Source organism: Nonomuraea sp. bgisy101, from assembly GCF_057708945.1.
In genome coordinates this window covers 109113-133233 of the sequence record NZ_JBYITD010000027.1, presented here as the reverse complement: position 1 = coordinate 133233, position 24121 = coordinate 109113, and the positions used below count along the sequence as shown (strand labels likewise).

The window sequence follows — 24121 nt, the reverse complement described above, 5'->3', positions numbered from 1 at the left end:
GCTCTCTCCTCGCGAGCTCACCCCGTGAAGGCAGGCGAGAGCACGCGGGCACGCCGCGAGACCCCGCGGCCCTCCCTCGAGGCCTTGGACAGGTCACACCGCTGGCAGGTCTTCGGACTCGCGGGCGTACGTCAGCTTCCTACTGGCCGTCGCTTCCCAGGCCATGGGCCCAGTGCTTCGTGACGGCGGTCGTTCCCGCTCACCGCTGCGGGGCAGTGCCGGCATCTCACCGGCTTCCCTTTTGCTTCGCCCTGCTCGGGCGAACCAGCGACGACCAGGATCCTACATCTAGTGGCCGCGGACGCAACTACCCCAACAAGTTGTGTCGATCAGCCCCAGGTCCTTGAGCACTTCGCGGGTCCTGCCGGCCTCGGACCCGAGCCACGCGGCGAAGTCGTCGCCGCTGAGCGGGATCGGCTTCCACCCTCTGGCGCGGCAGGCGTCCAGCCACCGCGCGGACCGGGCGACCTCGTCGAGCACCTCGACCGCCCGGGCGCGATCGCGTTCGCTCATCTGCTTGGGCCCGAGCACCGCGCACCAGTCGGCGAAGTCGACCCTGACACCGGACTCCAGCAGGGTCGGCGCCTCGACGTCCTCGACCCGCTCGGCCGAGGAGACGGCCAGCGCCCTGAGACGCCCCTTGCCGAGGCGCTTGCGCCACTCGCCGAGCGGGCCCGCGGCGACGCCCACCCTGCCCGCCAGCAGCGCCTCGGCCGCATCGTCCGTGGTGGGGTAGCCCGCGTAGTCGAGCACCCTGGCGTCCGCGCCGAGACCGCGCGCGACCAGTCCGAACAGCAGGTGATCGGACTCTCCCTGCGGCCTGCCGCCCAGCACGGTGCCGCCGGGGTCGGCGACCAGCCGCCGCGCGAAGTCGTCGAACTCGCGAAAGACGGAGGCGTTGGAGACGACCAGGACCTCGACGTCGCCGACCAGCCTGGCCAGCGGGGTGCCCGTCTCCTTCACCCCGGCCATCTCGGCGGCCGCGATCGCGGGCAGGCCGGTCACCGTCAGCAGGGGCCCTCCCTCGGCCACGCCGTCGCGTTTGAACTGCCCCGCGAGCACCCGCGCGACGGGGACCCAGGCCTCCCCTCCCGGCACGACGGAGAAGCTCGGGGTCGGGCGCGTGGCCGTACCGCAGCCGGCCAGGCCCGCCATAGCGGCCAGCGCTCTCGCGACGAACTCCCGACGGCGCATGCGCAGGCCCCTCCCGTCGCCCCACCCCTCCGCTACTCCATGTTATTGGTCGGAGGCGGAGAGTCACACATCGGGGGCGGGCAGGTCCGCGGGCAGGGCGAGCAGGCGGATGTGCAGGGGCCGGGCCTGCTCAGGAGCGTCGGCGGCACGATGGCTGTACTTCTTCAGCAGCAGCATGTACTCCTCGAAGAAGTCCTCCAGCTCGCCCAGCGTCATCCGGCCGAGAGCGCGCGAGACCTTCACCCACGCGGGATCGGCCTGGTAGGCGGCGGGCAGGAGCTCCAGCAGGATCCCCTTGTCCTCCTCGAGCCCGATCCGGTGGAACTCGGCCAGCACCGGGCGGTCCTCGGGCGCGAGCTGCGCCGGATGGGGCAGCCTGATGTCTCCCGTCTCCGTCTTCCGCCACCACCGCTCACGCCCGGCCGACCGCTCGGGGATCTCCTCGATGAACCCGTACTTCTCCAGCTGGCGCAGGTGATAGCTGGTCGTGCCGGTCTTGGCGTCGAGCAGCGAGCCGAGCGTCGTGGACGTGGCGGGACCGTGCAGGCCCAGGTGACGGAGCATGGCGCGGCGCATCGGGTGGGCCAGGGCCTTCAGCTTGCCCGGGTCGTCCAGGACCCACGGCTCGTCATCCTTCATGACGAGCACCCTAGTCCTCCAGAAGGATTTCTGCAGACATGTCTTTGCCGATAACTCTCTGCAGAGTAGGTTCGGCAACATGAAGAGATTAGTGATCTCAGCGATGGCGCTGCTGGTGGCGCTGGCCGCACCGGCGGCGGCGCACGCCAGGCCGACGACCGGCGTACCGGCGACGGGGGCGCCGCCTGCCGTACCGGTGCCGGCCGATCTGACCACGACGGAAGTGAGCTTCGCGGGCGGCGGCGGGCTCACCCTGCGCGGCACGGTCCTGTCCCCCAGAGGCGGGCAGGGCGCGCGCCCCGGGATCGTGCTCGTGCACGGAGCCGGCGCGGGCACGCCCAGGACCAAGCTCATGACCGAGGCCGTGGAGTTCGCCAGACGCGGCATGGCGGTGCTGGTCTACGACAAGCGCACCGAGGGCTACTCGCTGTTCGAGCGCTCCTATTCACAGCTGGCCGACGACGCGCTCGGCGCGGTGGCGGCGCTGCGCCGCCAGGCGGGCGTGAACCCGGCCCACGTCGGGCTCTGGGGGCTGAGCGAGGGCGGATGGGTGGTGCCGCTGGCCGCCTCACGCTCCACCGACGTGGCGTTCGTGGTGCTGGTCGGCGCCAACTCCCTGCAGCCGCTGCGCCAGCAGGCGTGGGCGGTCTCGGCGGGCCTGCGCAAGGCCGGCGTCGCGGGCTCGCTGCCCGACCGTTCGGTGCCCACGCTGTACCGGGCGATCTCCGACGGCGGGCTGTTCCCCGAGCCATGGCACGACCCGCTGCCCGTGCTGCGGAAGGTCCGTCAGCCGGTCCTGGCGATCTGGGGCACGCACGACCTGCTGACCCCGCCGGTCGAGAGCCCTCCGCTGATGGCGAGAACCCTGGCCGAGGGCGGCAACGAGCACGTGACGCTCCGCCTGTTCACCGGCGCGGACCACGCCGCCCACCGCACTCCCGACGGCGGCGTCACCAGGGCGCCCGAGCTGACGCCCGGCTACCCCGAGCTGGTCGGATCGTGGGTGTCCGACGTCGCCTCCGGGCGCGCGCCCCGTTCGAGCCCGCCGGAGGCGGGCACGAAGGCGCAGCAGGCGTCGGCGACCATCCCTGTGCCGCCGCCCGCCTGGTGGGAGTCGGCTCCCGTGCAGGCCGCCGCGCTCCTGCTGTTCCTGGTCGCCTTCCTCGGCTACCCGCTGGCCGCCGGCGTCCGCAGGGTCAGGGGTACGGCGGTGGCCGCGGGCCCCGCGCCCAGAGTGCTGGCGGGCGCGGGGCTGGCCGTGGTGGCCGGCGGCTTCGGCTACCTGATGTACCTGGTCATGACGGGTGGCAAGCTGGCCGAACCCGGACCCGTCCTGGCGGGCAGGCCCGTGCTCTGGCTGCTGCTGCAGGCACTGGTGGTCACGGTCGCCGTCGCCACCGTGCTGACCGCCCGCGCCTGGCGCGCGGCCGGGCGGGGCTCCGAGCGGGTACGGCTCGGCCTGCTCGTCACGGCCGGCGCGGTCATGATCCCGTGGGCCCTCTACTGGGGCCTGCTGCTGCCCTGAGGGCCCTCTCCTTGGGCCTATTCGACGGTGACGCTCTTGGCCAGGTTGCGCGGCTTGTCGACATCCCGCTCCAGCGCGACGGCCGCGTGGTAGGCCAGCAGCTGCAGCGGGATCGTCAGCAGGATCGGGTCGAGCTCGATCTCGTTCTTGGGGATCACGATCACGTCGTCGGCCAGCTTGGCGTCGGGCTCGCGGTGGCCGACCATGAGGACCTGGCCGCCACGCGCCCTGATCTCGCCCAGCGTGGTGAGGTTCTTGTCGAGCAGCTCGTCGTCGGGCACGATCGCCACCGTCGGCAGCTCGGGGCCGATCAGCGCGAGCGGCCCGTGCTTGAGCTCGCTAGCCGGATAGGCCTCGGCGTGGATGTAGGAGATCTCCTTGAGCTTCTGCGCGCCCTCGCGGGCCACCGGGTAGCCCCGCACCCGGCCGACGAACATCATGCTCGGATGCACCGCGTACTTCTTGGCCAGCTCGGCGATGCGGTCGCCCTGCTCGAGGATCTTCTCGATCTGCGTCGGCAGCTCGCGCAGCCCCTCGACGATGCGGCGGCCGTCGGCCGGCGACAGGTCGTGCACCCGCCCGAAGTGCAGGGCGAGCAGGGCGAAGGCGATCGCGGTCGAGGTGAACGCCTTGGTGGAGGCCACCGACACCTCGGGGCCCGCGTGCAGGTAGATGCCGCCGTCGACCTCCCTGGCGATCGCACTGCCCACCGCGTTGACGATGCCGATGACCCGCCCGCCCTTGCGCTTGAGCTCCTGCACGGCCGCCAGCGTGTCGTAGGTCTCGCCCGACTGGCTGATCGCGACGTAGAGGGTGTCGGGGTCGACGACCGGATTGCGGTAGCGGAACTCGCTGGCGGGCTCGGCGTCGGCGGGGATGCGGGCCAGCTCCTCGATCAGCTGCGCGCCGATCTGGCCGGAGTAGTACGCGCTGCCGCACCCGATGATCTTCACCCGGCGGAAGGACCGGGTCTCGCGGGCGTCCATGTTGAGACCGCCCAGGTGGGCGATGTGGAAGCGCTCGTCGAGGCGGCCGCGCAGGGTCCTGGCGATCGACTCGGGCTGCTCGGAGATCTCCTTGAGCAGGTAGTGCTCGTAGCCGCCGGTGTCGTAGTGGCCCGCGTCCCAGTCGACGGTCAGCGGCTCCTTGGCGGTCTCGCGCCCTCCGCTGGCGAAGGTGTGGAAGCCGTCGGCGGTCAGCACCGCCAGCTCGCCGTCCTCCAGGTGGACGACCTGGCGGGTGTAACGGACGAGGGCGGCCACGTCGGAGGCGGCGAACATCTCCTTCTCACCCAGACCGAGCACGATCGGGCTGCCGTTGCGGGCGACCACGATCTCCTTGGGCCGCTCGGAGTCGACGACCGCGATGCCGTAGGTGCCGACGATGCTCTTGAGCGCCTTCCTGACGGCCTCCTCCAGGGTGTCGGTCTCGGTGACCGTCCGGGCGATCAGGTGCGCGAGCACCTCGGTGTCGGTCTCGGAGACGAAGACCACGCCCTCGGCGACGAGCCTGGCCCGCAGCTCGTCGGCGTTCTCGATGATGCCGTTGTGCACGACGGCGATGCGCTCGTCGGACGACAGGTGCGGATGGGCGTTCTCGTCGCTCGGCACGCCGTGGGTGGCCCAGCGGGTGTGCCCGATGCCGAGCGTCCCCTTGAACCTGGCGGGTACGGCCTTGGCGAGGTCGGCCACGCGGCCCTTGACCTTACGCAGCTTGAGCCCCTTGTTCGACACCACCACCCCGGCCGAGTCGTAGCCGCGGTACTCCAGGCGCTGCAGCCCCTCCAGCAGGATGGGCGCGGCATCCTTGCTGCCGACATAAGCGACGATTCCGCACATGGGCCAACCTTCCTATCCGTAGACGATCCTGCGCAGCTGGCGCAGCGACAGCTCGGGGGCCGCCACGCGCCGCGCGGGTAGTTCCGCCGCGATCCTGGGGAAGATCTCGTCGTTGGTGAGGCCACGGGATTTCAGCTCACCGTGGCGGCGCCGCACGAACTCCTCGACGGGCTCGGAGAAGTACGCCACCACCTCGGCCACCACGCGCGCCGCCTCACCGTGGGCGAGCTGGCTCGTCCTGGTCAGGTGCGCGATGAGGTCCTCGTAGGGATGCACAGGGCAGGACCCTACGCAGGGATCACACGCCATGCCAACATCCTGCCCGAAATCGGGCAGGAATCACCCACTGAAAGGCGACACGCCGATGAATGGGGTGCGCGCAAGCCTCCAAGAGGCCGACACGCGCACAGAGATCGCCATACCCCGCGAAAGCCGCGATCAGCTCGCCCGTTACGCTGCGTTATTGACTGATCTCGCTTCGCAGGGGGTTCTCATGCTGCTCTGGGCCGCCGCCGCCCTTATCGCCGCGCTCGGCCCTGGAGGGGCTCAGGAGGACTTCCAGGCCGCGGCCAAGGAGTACGGCGTGCCGGAGAGCGTGCTGCTCGGCGTGTCCTACCTGGAGTCGCGCTGGGACACCCACGACTGGCGGCCCAGCGTGTCGGGCGGGTACGGACCGATGCACCTGGTGGACGTCAACGCCGTACCCGAGGCGGGACCGCACCACCTGGGCGACCCGCGGGGCGACGACGCGCGGCCGATGCGCATCACCACGACTCCCCCGGCAACCGTCCAGAGGGACGAGCGGACGTTGCAGCGGGCCGCGCGGCTGACCGGGCTGCCCACCGAGCGGCTACGGCACGACAGGGCCGCCAACCTCAGAGGCGGAGCCGCGCTCCTCGCCGAGCAGCAGCGCATGCTCGGCGCCCCGCCCAGCCCCGACCCCATCGCATGGCACGAGGCCGTCGCCCGCTACGCCGGCCCGTCCTTCGCGAACGAGGTGTTCGACGTGATGCGCACCGGCGTCGAGCGCCGCACCGACGACGGATCGCTCGTACGGCTGCCCGCCACCCCGGTGCCCGCCTTCAGGACGGCGGCGGCCCCGAACACCGAGTGCCCCGCCACGCTGGAGTGCGAGTGGATGCCCGCCGCCTACAAACGCTTCGGCAAGGACGACTACGGCAACCACGACAGGCTCAGGACCGAGCGGGAGATCGACTACATCGTGATCCACGACACCGAGGGGTCCTACGCGGGCATCCCCTCACTGGTCAAGAACCCGAAGTACGTCAGCTGGCACTACACCATCCGCTCCGGCGACGGGCACGTCGCCCAGCACGTGCTGACCAAGGACGTGGCCTGGCACGCGGGCAACTGGGACGTCAACACCCGCTCGATCGGCATCGAGCACGAGGGCTACCTCGCCCAGGGCGGCAGCTGGTACACCGAGGCGATGTACCGCTCCTCCGCCAAGCTGGTCCACTACCTGGCCACCAAGTACGACGTGCCGCTCGACAGAGCGCACATCATCGGCCACGACAACGTCCCCGGCTCCCACGCCTCCAGCGTGGCGGGCATGCACGACGACCCGGGGCCCTACTGGGACTGGGCGCGCTTCTTCGACATGATGGAGGCGCCCATCGAGGGTGAGCCGGACGGCCGATCCGTGATCATCAAGCCCGACTACGACCAGCACCAGCCCACGTTCGTCGGCTGCAAGCGCAAGCGTCCCGCCAAGCAGTGCGAGCCGCACGGCGCCACCAGCGTCTGGCTCCACACCGAACCGCGCGATGACGCCCCGCTGGTCGACGACATCGGCCAGCGGAAGACCGGGGCCTCCACCTACAGCGTCTACGACCAGAGCGCCCGCGCCTCCGTCGGCCAGCGCTACGCCGTCGCCGGCGCCTCGGGTGACTGGACGGCCATCTGGTACCTCGGCCAGAAGGCGTGGTTCCGCAACCCGCCCTCCCAGCCCACCGCCGTCCCCGCCTCGGGCCCGCTGGTCACCCCCGTCCGCGACAGGGTCGCCGTGTACGGCAGGGCGTACCCGGAGAGGTCGGCCTACCCGCGAGGAGTGAAGTTCCAGGAGCACGCCGCGCTGCCGTACACACTGAAGCGGGGCCAGTTCTACTCGCTCGGGCAGACGCTGCACGGGTCCTATCTCGCGGCGTCGCACTTCAACCCGTCCAAGCACGTCACGGTGCGCGGCAAGCTCCGCTACCACCAGATCCAGCTCGGGCACAGGGTGATGTTCGTCAAGGCCGATGACGTGCGCGTGGTGGGGTGAAACTCGCCGCCGGCGGCGGCACGTTGCGCACGTGCACTCGCCAAAGGCGATATGGTTTTCTCGTGGCCGGCGAGCAAATCGCTGGAAATCACGCGGAAGTGGCTCAGTGGTAGAGCATCACCTTGCCAAGGTGAGGGTCGCGGGTTCGAATCCCGTCTTCCGCTCGGAGCAAGATCTCCTGGTGGAGTGGCCGAGAGGCGAGGCAGCGGCCTGCAAAGCCGTCCACACGGGTTCAAATCCCGTCTCCACCTCGTGTGTCACGCGGAACCTCCGGGATCCGCTAAAGTAGTGCGAGCATCATGCGGAAGTGGCTCAGTGGTAGAGCATCACCTTGCCAAGGTGAGGGTCGCGGGTTCGAATCCCGTCTTCCGCTCTGAGTGACAACTCAACACGGACGATTAGCTCAGCGGGAGAGCGCTTCCCTGACACGGAAGAGGTCACTGGTTCAATCCCAGTATCGTCCACCAGATGTACGGGCTCGACCCCTCCGGGGTTCGGGCCCTTCTTCACTCGGGCCGGCAGGGCCCGCCACGCCTCGCGCCCTTCCCATAAGCGGCACGCCTCACACGTTGCAGCTGGGGCAGACCGGCCTCCGAGGAGGTAGGGAGTTGATTTTCGTTTCGATGACGAGCGGTGTGGTGCCGCCGCTCGCTGAGGTCGAGGCCGGGCTGCGCCCCTTCCACCCGGCGATCAGGCAGCGGCGGAACCAGCGCGTTCCGGCTGATGACGCGGCACCGGGTCACGAGGCAAGGGCCGCTCGCACTACGGCCAGCGCCCCGGTGGGGGTCGGGGGTTCACAGGGGCAGCGGCCGGTTCTTCACGACACTCTTCATGACGAGGGTCGAGTGTGGGGCGCCCTCATGTTCGGCGAGCCGTTCGGTGTCCAGATCGCCCTCGGCCTGGCCGTCGGCCTCACGGCGGTCGTGATCGTCCACCGCGGCGCCGGGAACCCCGAGCGCACGCGCGCAGCCTTGGCCGACTGATTCGGAGCGATCTTGCTCGCTGGCGTATCGTCGACGGATGGGATTACGTGCCGCAGCCGTCGCCCTGCTGCTGGGACTGTCGGCCTGCGCCTCCGCCACGACCACCCCGATCGGAACCCCGGCCACCATGACCGAGACCTCGGCCGCCGCGGCCAGTCCCCCCGCCACCCCGGCCGGACCGCAGGCGGGCGCTCCGGACGTGCGGGCGGAGACCCGGCGGCTGGTACGGGCGGGAGCTCCGGGAGCGGTCGCGTACGTGCGGGACGGCGAGCGCGTGTGGCAGGCCGCCGCGGGCGTCGCCCGCGAGGGGGTGCCGATGCGGACCGATCACCGGTTCAGGATCGCCAGCATCACCAAGACCTTCACCGCCGCGCTCGTGCTCGAACTCGTCCGCGAGGGAAAGCTGGCGGTCACCGACAGGGTCGAGCGCCTGTTACCCGGCGTGATCAGCACCAGGGCGACCGTGGCCGACCTGCTCACGCACACCAGCGGCATCCCCGACTACCTGACCGCTCCCGGCTTCACCAGGGCGCTGGAGGACGGCGGACACCTCAAGGCGTGGACGCCGCGCGAGCTCCTCGCCCAGGCGGGCCCCCCTGGTCGGCCCGGCACCTCCTCCTACTCCAACACCAACTACATCCTCCTCGGGATGATCCTGGAGAAGCTGCGCCGCGAGCCGTACGAGAAGCTGGTCAGGAAACGGATCGCCCTGCGCTCGACCGAGCTGCCCACCTCCCTGCTGCCCGCACACCTCGCGCACGGGCGGGACGGCGCCACCAGGGTGAACGCGTCGATCTTCTGGACCGCCGGCGGGCTCGTCTCGACGGCCGCGGACGTGGCCGCCTTCTACCGCGCGCTCTTCGGCGGGGCGCGGCCGGAGGGCAGGGTCATGCGCGAGGGCGGGTACGGCGTCTTCTCCGAGCGGCTCCACTGCGGTGTGGACGTGCTCACCCACTCCGGCCTGATCCTCGGGTACGGCGGCGCCGCCATGAGCACCGAGGACGGCCGCCGCGTGGTCGTGGTGCAGGTCAACGCGAGCATGCCGGGCGACGCGATCGCCGCGGCGGGGCGGCTCATGTGCGCGAAGGCTCCAGGGCCGACGTCCTGACCCGCGACCCCCACGGCGGCCAGGTTCCGCGTGCGACCTGCGGGAACGGCGAGTTACACGCGGACCGGTGGGGGTAGCGCGAAAGTTCCGACTCCTCGTGTCAGGAGGGCTGCCGTGTCGAGCTCTCGCGTCATCGTGGCCACCTCGTTCTGTCTCGCCCTCGCCTGCGGCGCGTGCGGCAGCGAAAGACCCGACTACAGCGATGTCACGCACGTCCATCAGCCGGCGAACGAGGGTGCCAACGCCAGCCAGCGTAACCTGCACCTGCGCAACGCCTTTCTTCTCGGCGGCGAGCCGGGACAGCCGGCGCCCGGCGAGCTGCCGCTGTACGCGGTGATCATCAACGACCAGCCGCAGCCCGATCGCCTGGAGCGGATCGGCGTCGAAGGCGGCGGATCGGTACGGCTGGCCGCGCCGCTCGACCTGCCGCCCCGGCAGCCGATCGGGACCGACCGGCCGGTCGCCACCGTCACCGGCGTGCGGGCGACGGGGTGGGTGCCGATGACGTTCACGTTCAAGAACGCGGGCTCGGTGCGGGTGCTGGTGCCGATCAAGGAGAAGGCGGGCTACCTGTCGAGTCTCACGCCCGCGCCGAGCGCCGTGGCGTCGTGAGGCCAGGTGGGCGGCACCCTCTTTCGTGCCGCTCCACCTCCATACCATCCCGTATGGTACGGTGCCTGGCATGGCAAGCAAACGCGACTGGCTGGAAGCGGGGCTCATGGTGCTGGGCCAGGACGGCGCCCCCGCGCTGACCATCGAGCGCCTGTGCGCCGAGCTCGGCCTGACCAAAGGGTCCTTCTACCACCACTTCAAGGGCATGTCCGGGTTCAAGACCGACCTGCTCGAACACTTCGAGGCCGAGCACACCAGCCGCTACATCGCGGGCGCGGAGGTCGGGGGCGAACCCGCGTCCGCCAGGCTGCACCGCCTGATGAACCTGATCCTTGAGGACAAGGGCGGCAACCACGACCTGGAGATCGCCATGCGCGCGTGGGCGTTGCAGGACCCCGAGGTCCACGCCCTCCAGCGGCGCGTCGACCGGCTGCGCGTCGACTACCTCAGGTCCCTGTGGCGAGAGCTCGGCGGACCGGAGGCCGAGGTGGAGCCGATGGCGCACCTGCTCTACCTCGTCCTGGTCGGGGCCCAGCAGGTCGTGCCCCCCGTGCCCGCGGACGACCTGCGTGAGATCTACGCGCTGGCCATGCGCCTGGCGCCGCACGATCGGAGAGACAACGCATGAACGGACTGGCCCGATGGGTCCCCCGGCTGATCATCGCGACCGCGTTACTTCACTTCGTCTGGGCGCTGGCCCAGCCCAACGCCTGGGCCGCCATCGCCGGCGACGGCTTCCTTGGCAGCGTCGTCGACACCGAGGCACCCGACTTCTGGGTGCGTGAGTCGAGCGTGTGGTTCATGACGTGCGGCGTCGCGCTGCTGGCGCTCGGCACGCTGACCCTGCATGCCGTACGGACCACGGGGAGGGTGCCGGCGCAGGTCGGGTGGTATCTGCTGGCCATGGGCGTGCCGCTGTGCGTGCTCTACTTCCCCGTCACGGGCAGCTGGGCGCTCCTCGTCATCGGGGTGCTCGCTCTGGCCGCCGCTCGCCGTACGGACGGGGCGGCGGCGAAGGCGGGAGCGCGATGAGGGTCCTGCTGGCCGGCGCGACAGGAGCCATCGGGGTCCCCCTCGTCCGGGCGCTGACCGGCGCTGGCCACCGGGTCGTCGCGCTCGTCCGCGACCCAGGTAAGCACGACCTGGTCCGCGGGCTGGGCGCCGAACCCGTCACCGCCGATGTCATGGAGCGCGACGCGCTGCTGCGCGCCGTCGAGGGGATGACGGCCGACGCGGTCCTGCACGAGGCCACGGCGCTGCGGGGCGCCGCGCCCCGGCTGAAGGTGGACGACCCCACCAACGCGCTGCGGCACACCGGAACAGAGAACCTGCTCGCCGCGGCACGGGCCGTGGGCGCGCGCCGCCTCGTCACGCAGTCGATGATCCTCGGCTACGGCTACGCCGACCACGGTGACCGCGTCCTGACCGAGTCCGACGCCTTCGGCCTGCCGCGCCGCTCCTACGCCGACACCGTGGTGGCCGGTTGCGAGTCCACCGAGCAGCAGGCCTTCGGCGCGGGCGACGTCGAAGGAGTCGCGCTGCGGTACGGCCTGTTCTACGGCCCTCGGGCCTTCAGCGACATGTTCGCCGACCTGATGCGCAAGCGGCGGCCGTGCGTCCCGACCGGCGGCGGCGGGACCAACTGCTGGATCCACGTCGACGACGCGGCGCGGGCCACGGTCGCGGCGCTGGAGCGCGGCAGGCCGGGGCACGCCTACAACATCGTCGACGGCGAGCCTGTCACGTGGCGCGAGTTCGCCGCAGCCGTGGCCGCCGCGCACGGCACGCCGCCGCCGAGGGCGATGCCCCGCAGCCTGCTGCGGCTGGGCGCGCCCTACCTGGCCTGCCTCATGGCCGACACGTCGATGCGGGTGTCGAACGCCAAGGCCCGCGAGGAGCTCGGGTGGCAACCGTCGTACGGCTCGCTGTCCGAGGGCCTGGCCGCTCCTCCCCCGGGCTGAGCTCGCGCCCCCATCCGCGGTGCGGAGCGGACGCAGGACGCGGTTGGATGTCGGGATGACGTCCGCGCACGAGTGGCCCACCACCATCGCCGAGGCCGAGGCCGTACAGGAGCGGCTGCGCCCGCTGGTCGACCTCGACGACGAGGGGCCCGAGCGGGTGGAGTTCGTGGCAGGGCTCGATGTCGGCTACGCCGCCGACGGCGACGAGGTGACAGGGGCCGTCGTCGTCCTGGAGGCCGACACGCTGCGGGTGGTGGACAGCGCCGTCGTCCGCCGGCGCGCGGCCTTCCCTTACGTGCCGGGCCTGTTCGCCTTCCGCGAACTGCCGCCGCTGCTGGCCGCCATGGAGGAGCTCACGGTCACGCCGGGACTGCTCGTCTGCGACGGGTACGGCCTGGCGCACCCCCGCCGCTTCGGCCTGGCCTGCCACCTGGGCGTCCTGACCGGCCTTCCGGTGATCGGCGTGGCCAAGACCGCCTTCGTGGGAACGCACGACGACCCCGCCGCCGAGCGCGGATCGTGGAGCCCGATCCTGCTCGACGGCGAGGTCGTCGGCCGCGCGCTGCGGACGCGGCGCGGGGTGAAGCCGGTCTACGTGTCCCAGGGGCACCGGATCGGCCTCGACCGCGCCTGTGCCCATGTCCTGCGCATGGCGCCCGCCTACCGCCTGCCCGAGCCGATCAGGCTCGCCGACCGGCTGTCGCGCACCTAGGAGCCGCCGACGCGCCGGAGGAACGCGTGGGCGGCCTCGGCGACGGCGACGGGGTTCATGCTCTGCAGGCCGTGCGTCGCGTTCGGGATCCCGCAGCGCTCGGCCTGGGGCAGCCAGTTCATCAGGAAGCGCTGCGTCTCCCTGAACCCCGGCATGGCCGACTCGCTGTCGAGGCCCATCACGGCCAGCACGGGCATGGCCGGCTTGGCGTCGGCGAACCGGTCCGCCTCGGACGGTTTGAAGCCCCACTGGGAGATCGCGGGGAAGTCGACGGTGAACGTCGTGTCGACGCACTCCTCGACCCTCTCCCACACGTCGAGCGGCCCGGTCATGTCCACGGCGGACAGGAAGTTCGGCCCGCACACCGACTCCATGTACCGCTGCGCGGCACCGAGCTTGTCGCCGCTCTCGTAGAGCTTCATCGCGCCCATGAAGGCGTCGACGTTGGCCTGGATCGCCTGGGGCTCCTCGCGCGGCAGGTAGGGCTCCAGCAGGATCGCGCTGCGTACCCGTTCGGGGTGCGACAGCAGGAACTGGAAGGCGATCACGCCGCCGAAGGAGAAGGCCATGATGTGCGCCCGGTCGATGCCCAGGTGGTCGAGCAGCTCCCTGACGTGCTCGGCGCCCTCCTCGATGCTGAGCGAGTCCTTGTGGAGCGTGCTCCCGTTGTAGCCGGCCCGGTAGTAGCTGATGAACTGGTAGTCGTCCAGCAGCGGCTGGTGGAACCGCAACGGGGTGATGAGGCTGTCGGCGATGCTGGTGCCGTGGATGCACAGCACGGGCTCGCCCTCGCCGAGCACCGTGTAGCGGAGTTCGGCGTCGCTCACCTTGGCGCGCCTGTCGTGTTCGACGTTCCATTCACGCCCGAGGTACAACCCGTTCATAACTGACGCTCCCTGTCGAGGGTGGGCACGAGGTCGTGGACGAGGAACTCGAGGTAGTACTGGCCCCACAGCAGGTGCCAGAGCGAGAACTCGGCGTCGAAGGCCTCGCCGCGCGACTTGGCCAGGCGCTCCTCGAGGTCCCAGACGAAGGAGTTGAACTCCTCCTCGGTGAAGGTCCCGCCCGCGGCGGCGATCACTTCGCTCTTCGGCTTGTCCTTGAGCCGGTCCAGCAGCTCGGGCCGGTCGGCCAGCCCGCGCAGGAAGTCGATGAGGCCCGATGTGCTCACGAGAGCTCCTCGTCGCTGAAGCGGGAGACGACGTCGTGGACCAGGTAGTCGAGGTAGCGCCTGCCCCACATCTGCCGCCACAGGCCGCTGGAGCCGTCGAAGGACTCGCCGTCCTTCCCGACGACGACGTCGACCTCCAGCCTGCCCACGACCTGGCCGACCTCGCTGATGGTGAAGGTGAACCCGTCACCGCGCGCGTGGAACATCATCCGCGACATGTCCATGGGCGCGTAGCGTTCGAGCATGGCGGGGCTGTCGCGGGCGGCCCGCAGGAACCTGACGAACTCTGCCTGGGACAAGGTGGACCTCCCTTCAGCCTTCGAGGGCGTGCCGGATGACGTCGTCGATCGCCTTCACGTCTCCCTCGCTGAGCCCGAAGGTGGCCAGGTGGCCGTAGACGCTGTCGATCTCCCTGAACTGCGCGCCGGGGATCCAGCTCGCGTACTGCCTGCACTCGGCGGGCGGGAACAGCGAGTCGCCGGTGAGCGCGGCGACGGTGGTCTTGGCGGTGACGCGGCCGAGCACTTCCTGCAGCGTCTCGCCGTCGGCGCCGGGCCAGGACGCGCGGGCCTTGCGCGCCTGGACGACCACGTCGTTGGGGTCCTGCGGCAGCCAGAAGCCCTCCCAGAAGCCCTGGACGAAGCCGTCCACGCTGTCGAAACCGAGCGTGCGCCAGACCTCGGCGCTGCCGTAGTAGAAGGAGCGAGGGGGCGCGGTGAGCGCGGAGCCGTGCGCGACCCTTGCCAGGCCGCCGCTGACGGCCGACGCGTCCTGGTAGTCGCCGCCGTTCCAGTGCGGGTCGGCCGTGATGGGCTCCTCCACGACGGTCTTGAGCCACAGCTTGGTCCACGGAGGCGGGGTGGGCGCACCCGCGATGGGCGCGATGCGCCGCACGACGTCGCCGAACCTGAGCGCCCACTCGTAGACCTGGATCGCGCCGATCGACCAGCCCAGCACCAGGCGGACCTCGTGCACGTCGAAGCGATCGGCCAGCAGCCTGCGCTGGGCGATGACGTCGTCGGCGATGGAGACCTCGGGGAAGGCGGGCCCCGCGAACGGCGCGGGCGTGTTGCTGGGCGCGGAGGAGGGGGCGAGACCGAAGTGGCCGGGCAGCACGATGAAGTACCTGCTCGGGTCGAGCGGCCTGCCCTCGCCGATCCACCCGTTGAGCACCTCGGCGGGGGCGCCGAGGAAGGTCGGGAAGACGATCACGTTGTCCTTGGCGGCGTTGAGCTCGCCGAAGGTCTGGTAGGCCAGGCGCGCTGCAGGAAGCGTGGCGCCCGAGATGAGCTGGAAGTCGCCGAGCTCGAATATCTCCATGGTTGCCTCTCAGCCGAATCGCAGGATCGTTTTGAGGTTCTTGCCGGCCTTGAAGTCGTCCACGGCCGACTGGATGTCGGCGAAGCGGTACTCCTTGACGAGCGGCTCGATCGGCAGGCGGCCTGCCTTGATCAGCCTGGCCAGCAGGGGGATCAGCCTGTCGGGGTCGCTGTCGCCCTCGCAGACGCCGAGGACGCGCCGCCCCGGCAGCAGGCGGTGCACGTCGATGGAGACCTCCACCCCGTACGGCGGCGCGCCCACGACGGCGACCGCGCCGCGGGGGGCCAGCGCCTCGATGCCGCCGCGCAGCACGTCGGGGTTGCCGACGGCCTCGACGACGTAGTCCACGCCCGCGCCGGCGGTGATCTCGCGCAGGGCGGTGGCGAGGTCGGCCTGACTGCTGTCGACGGTGTGGGTGGCGCCGAACTTGGCGGCCAGCTCGAGCTGGTCCTGCCTGCGGCCGACGGCGATGATCTCGGCGACGGGCATGAGCGCGGCGCCCATGACGGCCGCCAGGCCCACCGAGCCTGTGCCGATGACCGCGATGGAGGAGCCCGGCTCGGGCTTCAGCGTGTTCCACACCGCGCCGGTGCCGGTCTGGATGCTGCAGCCGAGCGGCGCGAGCAGCTCGAAGGGCAGGTCGTCGACGACCTTGACCACGCTGCGCTGGTCGGCGATCGCCAGCTCGGAGAACGACGACTGGCCGAAGAACCGGCCGCCGAGCTGCGTGCCGTCCCTGCTGATGGGCGAGCTGCCGTCGGCGCGCTTGCCGCCGATGAGGTTCTGCGGGATCCACGTGGTGCAGTAGGCGGGGTGGCCGAGCCTGCACGACGCGCAGCCGCCGCAGGAGGTGAAGGTGAGCACGACGTGGTCGCCGGGACGGACCTTGGTCACGCCCGGGCCGACCTCCTCGACGACGCCCGCGCCCTCGTGGCCGAGCACTCCCGGCAGCGGGAAGGGGATGAGCCCCGCGGCGACGGTGAGGTCGGTGTGGCAGATTCCCGCCGCCTTCATCCTGACGAGGATCTCGCCCTGCCGGGGTTCGTCGAGTTCGACCTCTCGCAGTGTGAAGGGTGCCCCTGGCCCCTCCACGACCGCTGCCTGGGTGATGGTCACAGCTTGTCTCCACTTCTGGTCGGGTAGGAGCTGGTGAGACGGAACCACTCCGTCGGGCCCCACTCGGCGCCGTGCCCGGCCTGCGGTGGTTCGTCCGTCACGCGCACGACGTAGTAGTCGAGCAGGCCGGGCGAGCGGCGCGTCCAGATGGAACCCGCCTCGTCGTGGTGGCGCTGGCCGAAGTAGAGCCGGTCACCGTCGATGCCCAGCAGGTCGTACTCCAGCGGGCAGTCGTCCACGCCCGGCAGGTCGATCGGGGGGCAGCCGCCGAGCGAGACGTCCTGCCACTGGCCCTTCTCCCAGTGCCCGCTGCCGGCCTTCACCTCCTCGGCCGCCGCGATCAGGCCGTCGTCGAACAGCCGCAGGCACGTCTTGGTGCGGGAGAAGTCGACCTCCCTGGCCCCCTCGGTGACGGCGCTCGGGCCCAGCACGTCGAAGAAGCCGGTGATGATCAGCTCGAAGAGCCGCTCTCCGCAGTCGGGGTCCTTGTAGGAGTTGAAGTGGATGGCCCAGAAGGGGCTGCGCAGCCAGAAGTCGTCGATGCCGTAGATCCCGGGAAAGACCTCGGCCGCGAACGGGCTGCGCCACCGTCCGTCCAGGAGCTCGGGCGTGATGTCGGCGCTGGTTTTCATACTGCCTCCTGCGGAAATGCTTTTACGGCCGCGCGGCGGGGGTCAAAGAACCGGCTGGTACCTCGGCAAGTCGCTCACGCAGTTCGTGAGGTCGGCCGCAGGTGTGCCGGCACGTGCGCGGCGAGGCGTTCGGCGATCTCGGCGGCACGCCGTCCGGCGGCGACCACCTCGGCGGGCGCGCCGCCCGAGCGCTCGATCTGCGCGCATCGCTCGACGAGCACCAGCGTCCGTTCGTGCAGCAGCGCCCACGACGGTTCGCGCCAGGGCACGGAGTTGGTCATCGCGTAGTACATCTCGAACGCGAACCCCGCGGTGCTCCCCTGCCGTCCGGAGGGCAGCATGGTCATCGCGGTCGCCAACGGCCTCAGCACCTGGGCCATCAACCCGATCGCCGTGCCCACCAGCAGGCCGAGTTGCTCGTCGCTCTCGTCGGTGTGGGTGAAGAACCGCGTCAGGACGTGCAGGACCAGCTCGTAGGCGACGACCGCGACCTCGGCCACGGCGCGCGTGCCGGGGTCGGCGATCAGCGGCACCGGCTTGACGATGTCGTACGGCTGGCGCAGGTAGCCGGGGACGACCGGCCTGGCCGGCTCGAAGGCGGGATCGGCTTCGCGCAGGGCGCGGTACTCCTCCCACATGGCCAGGAAGCGTCCGTAGTGGGCCTGGCGCCAGTCGCCGCGCGAACCCTCCCCCTGCTCGATGATCATCTCGATCGCGGCCAGGGCCGACTTCAGGTCGGTGACGGCGGTCAGCTGCGGCCAGCGGAACAGCTCGGGCGTGGCCTGGGCGCGCGGGGAGCCGACGAAGACCGCCTGCTCGCCCAGCCTGTCGCACAGCGCCCGCAAACCCTCCTCGAGACCGCGGTAGAGGTGCCCGATGGTGGTGTACTCCTGCCCACGCGGCATGAGCTCCTCGGGCGCGAGCGTGGTGCGGCTCGGCGCGGAGGGCACGAACTCGTGGGCGTCCTCGATCGGCATCCCCTCGGGCCGTTCGAGGAACAGGAAGTGCCGCAGCGCCTGCTCGCCGAAGGGCAGCAGGTCGAGCTGGAACCCCGAGGGGAAGTACCCCGAACGCTGGGGGAAGTTCGGCCTGCCGAAGGTGGGCGCCGCGCCGATGGCCGCCATCAGGTTGGCGACGAGTGCCAGGTGCAGCATCTCCTCGACCGCGATGCCGTGGAGCGTCTCGCGCCACCTGCCGACCGCCTCCGCCTGCTCGGCGGTCAGCTCGCCGGCGTCCTTCAGGCTGAACTCGGCGTAGAGGTACTGGCACATGATCATGTGCTCCAGCTGGGACGCCTCGATGAGCAGCCACCACAGGTGCTCCCTGTTGGCCACCACGATGCCGGGTTCGGGCATGTCAGTCGTGCTCCAGCACGGCGCGGTAGCGTACCTGACCCGCCTCGACGCGTTTGAGCACCTCGTTGATCTCGGCCATCGGGTACTTCTCCACGCGCGGGACGACCTTGCCCTGCGCCATGAGGGTGAGCACCTCGACCAGGTCGGAGCGGTTGTTGTGGGTGCTGCCCTTGATGGAGCACTGCTTGAACAGCAGCGTCATCATGTCCTCGACCTGCAGCGGTCCCGTGACCCCCATGGTGACCAGGCGCCCGCCGTACCGCAGGCCCGACAGGACCTTCGCGACCTGGTCCGCGGAGGTCGTGGTGGCCAGGATGATGTCGGCGCCGCCCGCCTCGGCCAGCGCCTTGCCCGGGTCGCCGTCGACGACGACGCCTTCGGTGGCGCCCAGTTCCCTGGCGTACTCGGCCTTGTCGGGCGAGGTGGTGAGCACGACGGTCTCCAGGCCGATGGCGGCGGCCAGCTGGACGGCCATGTGGCCGAGCCCGCCGACGCCGAGCACGCAGACGCGCTCGCCGGGCCGGGGGTCGGCGTTGCGCAGACCGCTCATCGAGGTGAACCCGGCGCAGAAGGCGACCGCCGCGTCGGTGTAGGACAGGCCTTCGGGCAGCAGCGTGCAGCCGCTCTCCCAGGCCAGCATCAGGTCGGCGTAGCCGCCGCCGAGGTCCATCCAGGTCTGCGTGTGCTCGCAGCGGACCGGCCTGCCGCTCTGGCAGTGCACGCAGCGGCCCTCGCCGCGCTGCATCCAGGAGACGCCCACCCTGTCGCCCACGCGCAGCGTGGTGACGCCGGGGCCGAGCTCGACGACCTCGCCGACCGGCTCGTGGCCGGGCACGATGGGCAGCTGGACGGGCCAGTGCCCACGGTGGACGAGGACGTCGCTGAAGCACATGCCGCATGCCTGGATGCGGACGACGACCTGGCCAGGACCCGCCACGGGGTCGGCGAGCTCCTTGAACTCCCACGGTGAGTTCAGTTGCGTGATCACGGCTGCGCGCACGATCTCCTCCTCCGCCTGCGATCCGGAGGACCACCGTAAGGACGGCTCGAGCGCGGCGGACAGGCTGACTTAACGCAGCTCGACGGGTTTCCTTCAGGGCGAACGTGCTGGACAACCCCGCGGGTGACCATGAAGGTGGGTGCATGACCAGTCTGTACGCGCACGCAGGCGGCGACGACGCGCTGCACAGGCTCGAGGAGATCTTCTACGTGAAGGTCCTCGAGGATCCCCTGCTCAAGCAGCTGTTTCCCGAGCGTCGCGCCACCCACGTCGATCACCTGACCTGGTTCACGGCCGAGTCCTTCGGCGGGCCCGACCGCTTCACCCGTGAGCTCGGATTCGACTACCTCGTCCAGGTGCACCGTCATCTCAACATCACCGACGAGCAGCGCGAGCGTTTCGTGGCGCTGTACATGGAGTCCTTCGACGAGGCGGGGCTGCCCGCCGACGAGCCGTTCCGCGAGGCGGTGCGCGAGCACCTGGAGTTCGGCTCGCGGGTCGCCCAGCAGAACTCCCTCGCCACCACCGACGAGGAGCTCCACCCGCTGCGCGCGGTCCCGAAGTGGACCTGGCAGGAGTCCGATCAGTCCAGCTCGTAGTGCAGCCGCGCCTCGATGGCGTAGGCGTGCGGCGCGTATCCGATGCGCCGGTGCTGGAAGACGACCCACGCGGCCTGCGCGTCGCACTCGGCGGGCAGGCCGGCATCGTGGGCGACGCGCAGGGTGTCGGAGAAGTTGCTCTCCTCGCGGCCCTGCAGGCTGACGGGCACGGGCGGCAGCCTGATGCACAGTTCGGCGGCCAGGCGCTGCATGCAGCGGGTGCCGGTGTCGAGCAGGGCGCGGGTGTGGGCCGGGGCCCAGCTGGGAGCCAGCGCCTCGGTGAGCGCGGCCACGTCGAGGACGATGACCGCGGCCTTCAGCCAGTCCAGGTCGCCCGCGGGCCTGCGGAAGGTGAGGGTCGGGTGGGCGATGTGAGTGCTCTCGACCTCGGTCATCCAGCCCGTCCACTCGGCGAACAGGGTGTCGAGGTGGTCGCGTGAGCCGGTCCTGAGGTAGGCGGCCAGCAGGGCGTCGGCGTCGCGGGGGCCGCAGACGCTTCCCGCCAGCCTGGCGACGAGGCGTTCGCGCCTGCCGTAGGCGTGCAGGAAGCGGAGCAGGTAGGCGGTGACGGCCGCCAGCAGCAGGCCTCTGGAGGCCCACTCGGCCTCTCGCAGCGGCGTGCCGTCCAGCAGGGCGAAGCCCGCGGACGACACGCCGAGCCAGATCGCGGCCACCGTGAAGACGGCGAGCGGCGCGCACAGGTCGAGCAGCGGCTCGCGCACCCGGCGAGGCAGCCGCCCCGCGACCGCGACGAGCACGGACGCGAGGGTCCGCAGGGTACCGCGGACCAGTCTGGACGGTCTGCCCCTGGGGGTGAAGACCGTGAGCAGGACGCTCAGCCAGACCCCTGTCACCAGCGCGCCGCCGACCAGCGCGGTCATCACGGCGATCACCATGGCACCCATCTTCCGGCCTGCGGAGCAGGTGTCCCAGAGCCGCTTGATACTGGCAGTCGGACTGCCACCCGGAACGGCGGCGGCGAAGGGCCCGTCCCGCGGCCGGTCAGGCCGCGCCCGCGACTCGGGCGGCCCTCAGCTCGGTGGCCAGGTCGAGCAGCGTGCTCGGACCGAGCAGGTTGCGGATCGGCACGTCCACGCCCAGGTCGCGGCGCATCCTGTCCCTGAATCTGGTGGCCAGGACCGAGTCGAGGCCGAGGTGCGCGAGCGGGACGTCGACGCCGACCTCGTGCCCCGGCACGGCCAGGACCTGCGCGGCCAGGCGGGCGACGGTGGCGGCGAGCTCGGCCTCCGACAACCCCGCGAGGTCGGGCCGCGAGACGACCGGCGAGGGCTCCGGCGGCTGCGCGCTCCTGGCCGAGTCGGGCCAGAAGCGCCGGCGCTGCCACCGGTAGGCGGGCAGCGGGACGAACCCGCCGTCGGGGTGCAGCCGCTCCCACGCGGGCCTGCAGCCGAGCGCGAAGGCCTTGGCCAGGGCCGCGGCCAGGACGTCGGCCTCCGGCTCCGCCCGCTCCAGCGAGGAGATGACCGCGCCCCTGGCGCCGCCGGCCTGGATCTCGTCCTCGAGGCAGGACTGCAGCAGGGGGTGGGGGCTCATCTCGATGAAGACGGTGGGCCTGCCGCCGTCCATGACGGACTGCGCGGCGTCGGCGAAGCGGACGGGCAGCCGCAGGTTCTCGAACCAGTAGCGGGCGTCCAGTTCCTCGCCCTCGACGAGCCTGCCCCACACGCTGGAGTGCAGCGGGACGTCGCCCCGCGCGGGCTTGAGCCCTGACAGCGTGTCGAGCAGCGCGTCGCGCAGCGGCTCCACCTGGGGGGCGTGCGAGGCGTAGTCGACGTCGACCCTGCGGCAGAACACGCCGCGCCGTCTCAGCGGTTCGACGACCCGCTCGAGCGCGGCGGCCTCGCCCGACAGCACGGTGGCGTACCTGCTGTTGACCACGCCCACGCACACCTGTCCCGCGTGCTCGCCGATGGCTTGATAGGCGTCCTGCTCGCCGAGCGCCACGGCCCACATCGCGCCGTCCGATCCGCCCGCCTCCCGCAGCAGGCGGGCCCGCCTGCACGCGACGGCGGCGCCGTCGGCGACGCTCAGGGAGCCGCCGACGACCGCAGCCGCGATCTCGCCCATGCTGTGGCCGATGAGCAGGTCGGGTTCGATGCCCCACTCGCGCCAGACCGCGGCCAGGGCGACCTGCATCGCCCACAGCGTGGGCTGGATCTCGTCGACGGCCGTCATCGGGTGCTCGCCGAGCAGGACGTCGACCGGCGAGTAGCCGAGCTCGGCCTCCACCGCCTTGGCGCATTCGTGCAGATGCCAGGCGAAGACCGGCTCGCGGGCCAGCAGGTCCCTGCCCATGCCCGCCCACTGGGCGCCCTGGCCCGGGAAGACGAACACGACCCTGGGCTGCCTGGCCACGCGGTTCTCGCCCGCGACGAGCGACCTGCCGTCGTCGAGCCCGCTCTCGCTGAACACGCGCAGCGAGGCGGCCAGCGACGCGGCGTCGGGGCCGACGACGGCCAGCCTGCGGTCGAGCTGCGACCTGCGGGCGCCGGCGCTGAAGCACAGGTCCTCCAGCTCCGGTTCGCCGTCCAGCAGGTCGGCGTAGTCGGCGGCCAGCTCGCGCAGCGCCTGCGGATCACGCGCCGACAGTGGCAGCACGTACACGGGCCTCGGCGCAGCGGCGGTGCGCTCCTCAGCCGCGGGCGCCTCGGAGAGCACCAGGTGGATGTTGGTGCCCGACATGCCGAAGGAGCTCACGCCCGCCACGGCAGGCCGGTCGGGCCGCGGCCACTCCTGGATGCCGGTGGCCAGCTCCACCGCCCGGTACGGCTCCCGCAGCACCTCGTGCGGCTCCTCGACGTGCAGGGTGGCGGGGATCGTGCGGTGCCGTACGGCGAGGGCGGTCTTGAGCAGCCCCGCCAGCCCCGCCACGAACTCGGTGTGGCCGATGTTGGACTTGACCGAGCCGACCAGGCACCTGTCCCCCTCCTCGCGGCCCTCCCTGAGGACCGCGTCGAGGGCGGCCAGCTCGGTCGGGTCGCCCGCGCGGGTGCCGGGACCGTGCGCCTCGACGTAGCCGACGTCGCAGGGAGAGACGCCCGCGTCGAGGTAGGCCGAGCGCAGCATCTGCCGGTGCCCCTCCAGCCCCGGCGCGACCATGGAGCCGCCCGTGCGGCCGTCGTGGGTGCAGGAGGAGCCCAGGATGGTGGCGTAGACGCGGTCGCCGTCGCGCAGCGCGCGCGACAGCGGCTTGAGGATCACGCTGGCCACGCCCTCGCTGCGCACGTAGCCGTCGCCGCGGACGTCGCCGAACATGCACTTGCCCGAGCTGGACAGCACGCCCGCGTCGGCGAGGGAGAAGTAGAGGTCGGGCACGATCTGCAGGTTCGCGCCGCCGACGATGGCCAGGTCGGTCTCGCCCGACCACAGGGCCCTGCACGCCACGTGGACGGCCAGCAGCGAGGTGGCGCAGGCCGCCTCCACGCCCATGCTGGGGCCGCGCAGGTCGAGCATGGTGGAGATGCGTCCGGGGAAGATGCCGCTGACGGCGGCGCCGAGCGCGGCGTGCATGTCGTAGAGCCCGACTCCGCGCAGCAGGTCCCAGTAGCCCGACGACAGCAGACTCGTGTAGACGGCCGTGTTGGTGCCGGCCAGGCTCTCGGCGGGGATGCCGGCGTCGGCGAGGGCCTCCCACGTGACCTCCAGCAGCACGCGCTGCTGCGGGTCGAGCCTGACCGCCTCGAAGGGCGAGACGCCGAAGAAGCGCGCGTCGAAACCGGTGATGTCGTCCAGATAGCCTCCGGCGCCGCGCAGGACGTCGCGCCGCCTGCCGTGGTTGGTCTCGATGTCGAACCTGTCGTGCGGAATGGTGCCGATCACGTCTCTGCCCTCGGTGAGGACCTCCCATAACTGGCCGAGATCCTGCGCACCGGGCAACCTGCAGCTCGCACCGACGATGGCGACGGGATCTCGCCCATTGCTCTTGTGCATGCTCCCATTCCCATCTGTGCACGGGCCGCCGGGGAATTCGTGGCGACCGCGCACCCGTATTGATGGTTCGCGACATCACCCAAGGTCGGGCGCGGGGCCAAGACTGTCAATTAACAGCTGA

The 24121-nt window shown here is 71.2% G+C and carries 24 protein-coding genes, 4 tRNA genes and 1 riboswitch; of the genes, 14 read left to right on the top strand and 14 right to left on the bottom strand.

Annotated elements, in window-relative coordinates:
* Positions 1–86: 86 nt before the first annotated feature.
* Positions 87–284: riboswitch (cobalamin riboswitch) on the bottom strand.
* Positions 285–288: 4 nt separating this feature from the next.
* Positions 289–1194, bottom strand: a complete 906-nt coding sequence (locus tag AC3EO4_RS39510; protein WP_379574411.1) for a Bug family tripartite tricarboxylate transporter substrate binding protein — start codon at positions 1192–1194, stop codon at positions 289–291.
* 63 nt (positions 1195–1257) lie between these two features.
* The gene (locus AC3EO4_RS39505; protein WP_379574410.1) at positions 1258–1833 is read right to left on the bottom strand and encodes an ArsR/SmtB family transcription factor; all 576 of its coding nucleotides are present in this window, start codon (positions 1831–1833) and stop codon (positions 1258–1260) included.
* Between the two features lie 79 nt (positions 1834–1912).
* On the opposite strand from AC3EO4_RS39505, the gene AC3EO4_RS39500 reads away from it, so the two are divergent.
* Positions 1913–3358: an alpha/beta hydrolase family protein gene (locus AC3EO4_RS39500; RefSeq protein WP_379574409.1), complete on the top strand. Its 1446-nt coding sequence runs from the start codon at positions 1913–1915 to the stop codon at positions 3356–3358.
* A gap of 17 nt (positions 3359–3375) precedes the next feature.
* Here AC3EO4_RS39500 and glmS read toward each other — a convergent pair whose 3' ends face one another.
* Together glmS and AC3EO4_RS39490 are read right to left on the bottom strand one after the other, a co-directional pair.
* Entirely contained in the window at positions 3376–5196 is a 1821-nt protein-coding gene (glmS, locus tag AC3EO4_RS39495) for a glutamine--fructose-6-phosphate transaminase (isomerizing) (RefSeq protein ID WP_379574408.1), read from the bottom strand.
* A 12-nt stretch (positions 5197–5208) separates the two neighbouring features.
* On the bottom strand, positions 5209–5472 hold the full coding sequence (locus tag AC3EO4_RS39490; RefSeq protein WP_379574407.1) for a hypothetical protein: 264 nt from the start codon (positions 5470–5472) through the stop codon (positions 5209–5211).
* A 187-nt stretch (positions 5473–5659) separates the two neighbouring features.
* On the opposite strand from AC3EO4_RS39490, the gene AC3EO4_RS39485 reads away from it, so the two are divergent.
* The 12 genes from AC3EO4_RS39485 (at position 5660) to nfi (ending at position 12856) form a co-directional block, all read left to right on the top strand.
* Positions 5660–7480: an N-acetylmuramoyl-L-alanine amidase gene (locus tag AC3EO4_RS39485; protein ID WP_379574406.1), complete on the top strand. Its 1821-nt coding sequence runs from the start codon at positions 5660–5662 to the stop codon at positions 7478–7480.
* A gap of 92 nt (positions 7481–7572) precedes the next feature.
* A tRNA-Gly gene (locus tag AC3EO4_RS39480) sits at positions 7573–7644 on the top strand.
* A gap of 16 nt (positions 7645–7660) precedes the next feature.
* Positions 7661–7731: transfer RNA gene (locus AC3EO4_RS39475), tRNA-Cys, on the top strand.
* Positions 7732–7781: 50 nt separating this feature from the next.
* A tRNA-Gly gene (locus AC3EO4_RS39470) sits at positions 7782–7853 on the top strand.
* Between the two features lie 19 nt (positions 7854–7872).
* Positions 7873–7947, top strand: a tRNA-Val gene (locus AC3EO4_RS39465).
* Between the two features lie 378 nt (positions 7948–8325).
* The gene (locus AC3EO4_RS39460; protein WP_379574405.1) at positions 8326–8463 is read left to right on the top strand and encodes a hypothetical protein; all 138 of its coding nucleotides are present in this window, start codon (positions 8326–8328) and stop codon (positions 8461–8463) included.
* A 37-nt stretch (positions 8464–8500) separates the two neighbouring features.
* Positions 8501–9571, top strand: a complete 1071-nt coding sequence (locus AC3EO4_RS39455) for a serine hydrolase domain-containing protein (protein WP_379574404.1) — start codon at positions 8501–8503, stop codon at positions 9569–9571.
* A 114-nt stretch (positions 9572–9685) separates the two neighbouring features.
* The gene (locus AC3EO4_RS39450) at positions 9686–10183 is read left to right on the top strand and encodes a copper chaperone PCu(A)C (protein WP_379574403.1); all 498 of its coding nucleotides are present in this window, start codon (positions 9686–9688) and stop codon (positions 10181–10183) included.
* Positions 10184–10253: 70 nt separating this feature from the next.
* Positions 10254–10811 carry a TetR/AcrR family transcriptional regulator gene (locus AC3EO4_RS39445; protein ID WP_379574402.1) on the top strand — a complete coding sequence of 186 codons (558 nt, stop codon included), beginning with the start codon at positions 10254–10256 and terminating at the stop codon, positions 10809–10811.
* On the top strand, positions 10808–11215 hold the full coding sequence (locus AC3EO4_RS39440; protein ID WP_379574401.1) for a DUF6463 family protein: 408 nt from the start codon (positions 10808–10810) through the stop codon (positions 11213–11215). Before AC3EO4_RS39445 ends, AC3EO4_RS39440 begins: the two co-directional genes overlap by 4 nt.
* Positions 11212–12144: an NAD-dependent epimerase/dehydratase family protein gene (locus tag AC3EO4_RS39435; protein ID WP_431900528.1), complete on the top strand. Its 933-nt coding sequence runs from the start codon at positions 11212–11214 to the stop codon at positions 12142–12144. Before AC3EO4_RS39440 ends, AC3EO4_RS39435 begins: the two co-directional genes overlap by 4 nt.
* A gap of 55 nt (positions 12145–12199) precedes the next feature.
* Positions 12200–12856: a deoxyribonuclease V gene (nfi, locus tag AC3EO4_RS39430; protein WP_431900527.1), complete on the top strand. Its 657-nt coding sequence runs from the start codon at positions 12200–12202 to the stop codon at positions 12854–12856.
* Here nfi and AC3EO4_RS39425 read toward each other — a convergent pair.
* The 8 genes from AC3EO4_RS39425 to AC3EO4_RS39390 form a co-directional block, all read right to left on the bottom strand.
* Entirely contained in the window at positions 12853–13740 is an 888-nt protein-coding gene (locus AC3EO4_RS39425) for an alpha/beta fold hydrolase (RefSeq protein WP_379574399.1), read from the bottom strand. The two genes, nfi and AC3EO4_RS39425, sit on opposite strands and share 4 nt — an antisense overlap.
* Complete coding sequence (locus tag AC3EO4_RS39420) at positions 13737–14027, bottom strand: hypothetical protein (RefSeq protein WP_379574398.1); 291 nt, start codon at positions 14025–14027, stop codon at positions 13737–13739. Before AC3EO4_RS39420 ends, AC3EO4_RS39425 begins: the two co-directional genes overlap by 4 nt.
* The gene (locus tag AC3EO4_RS39415; protein ID WP_379574397.1) at positions 14024–14326 is read right to left on the bottom strand and encodes a hypothetical protein; all 303 of its coding nucleotides are present in this window, start codon (positions 14324–14326) and stop codon (positions 14024–14026) included. The genes AC3EO4_RS39420 and AC3EO4_RS39415 overlap by 4 nt, the downstream gene beginning before the upstream one ends.
* A 13-nt stretch (positions 14327–14339) precedes the next feature.
* Positions 14340–15347, bottom strand: coding sequence for an alpha/beta fold hydrolase (locus AC3EO4_RS39410; RefSeq protein WP_379574396.1), 1008 nt, complete (start codon positions 15345–15347; stop codon positions 14340–14342).
* Positions 15348–15356: 9 nt separating this feature from the next.
* Positions 15357–16463 carry an NAD(P)-dependent alcohol dehydrogenase gene (locus tag AC3EO4_RS39405; protein ID WP_379574395.1) on the bottom strand — a complete coding sequence of 369 codons (1107 nt, stop codon included), beginning with the start codon at positions 16461–16463 and terminating at the stop codon, positions 15357–15359.
* Positions 16460–17095, bottom strand: a complete 636-nt coding sequence (locus AC3EO4_RS39400) for a hypothetical protein (protein WP_379574394.1) — start codon at positions 17093–17095, stop codon at positions 16460–16462. Before AC3EO4_RS39400 ends, AC3EO4_RS39405 begins: the two co-directional genes overlap by 4 nt.
* Before the next feature lie 74 nt (positions 17096–17169).
* Positions 17170–18450, bottom strand: coding sequence for a ferritin-like domain-containing protein (locus AC3EO4_RS39395; RefSeq protein WP_379574393.1), 1281 nt, complete (start codon positions 18448–18450; stop codon positions 17170–17172).
* Between the two features lies 1 nt (position 18451).
* The gene (locus tag AC3EO4_RS39390; RefSeq protein WP_379574392.1) at positions 18452–19450 is read right to left on the bottom strand and encodes an alcohol dehydrogenase catalytic domain-containing protein; all 999 of its coding nucleotides are present in this window, start codon (positions 19448–19450) and stop codon (positions 18452–18454) included.
* 143 nt (positions 19451–19593) lie between these two features.
* Between AC3EO4_RS39390 and AC3EO4_RS39385 the strand changes: the two genes are divergently transcribed.
* Positions 19594–20049: a group II truncated hemoglobin gene (locus AC3EO4_RS39385; protein ID WP_379574391.1), complete on the top strand. Its 456-nt coding sequence runs from the start codon at positions 19594–19596 to the stop codon at positions 20047–20049.
* Here AC3EO4_RS39385 and AC3EO4_RS39380 read toward each other — a convergent pair.
* Together AC3EO4_RS39380 and AC3EO4_RS39375 are read right to left on the bottom strand one after the other, a co-directional pair.
* The gene (locus AC3EO4_RS39380) at positions 20034–20945 is read right to left on the bottom strand and encodes a hypothetical protein (protein WP_379574390.1); all 912 of its coding nucleotides are present in this window, start codon (positions 20943–20945) and stop codon (positions 20034–20036) included. The genes AC3EO4_RS39385 and AC3EO4_RS39380 overlap by 16 nt on opposite strands.
* A gap of 106 nt (positions 20946–21051) precedes the next feature.
* Complete coding sequence (locus tag AC3EO4_RS39375; RefSeq protein WP_431900523.1) at positions 21052–24000, bottom strand: type I polyketide synthase; 2949 nt, start codon at positions 23998–24000, stop codon at positions 21052–21054.
* Positions 24001–24121 lie beyond the last annotated feature (121 nt).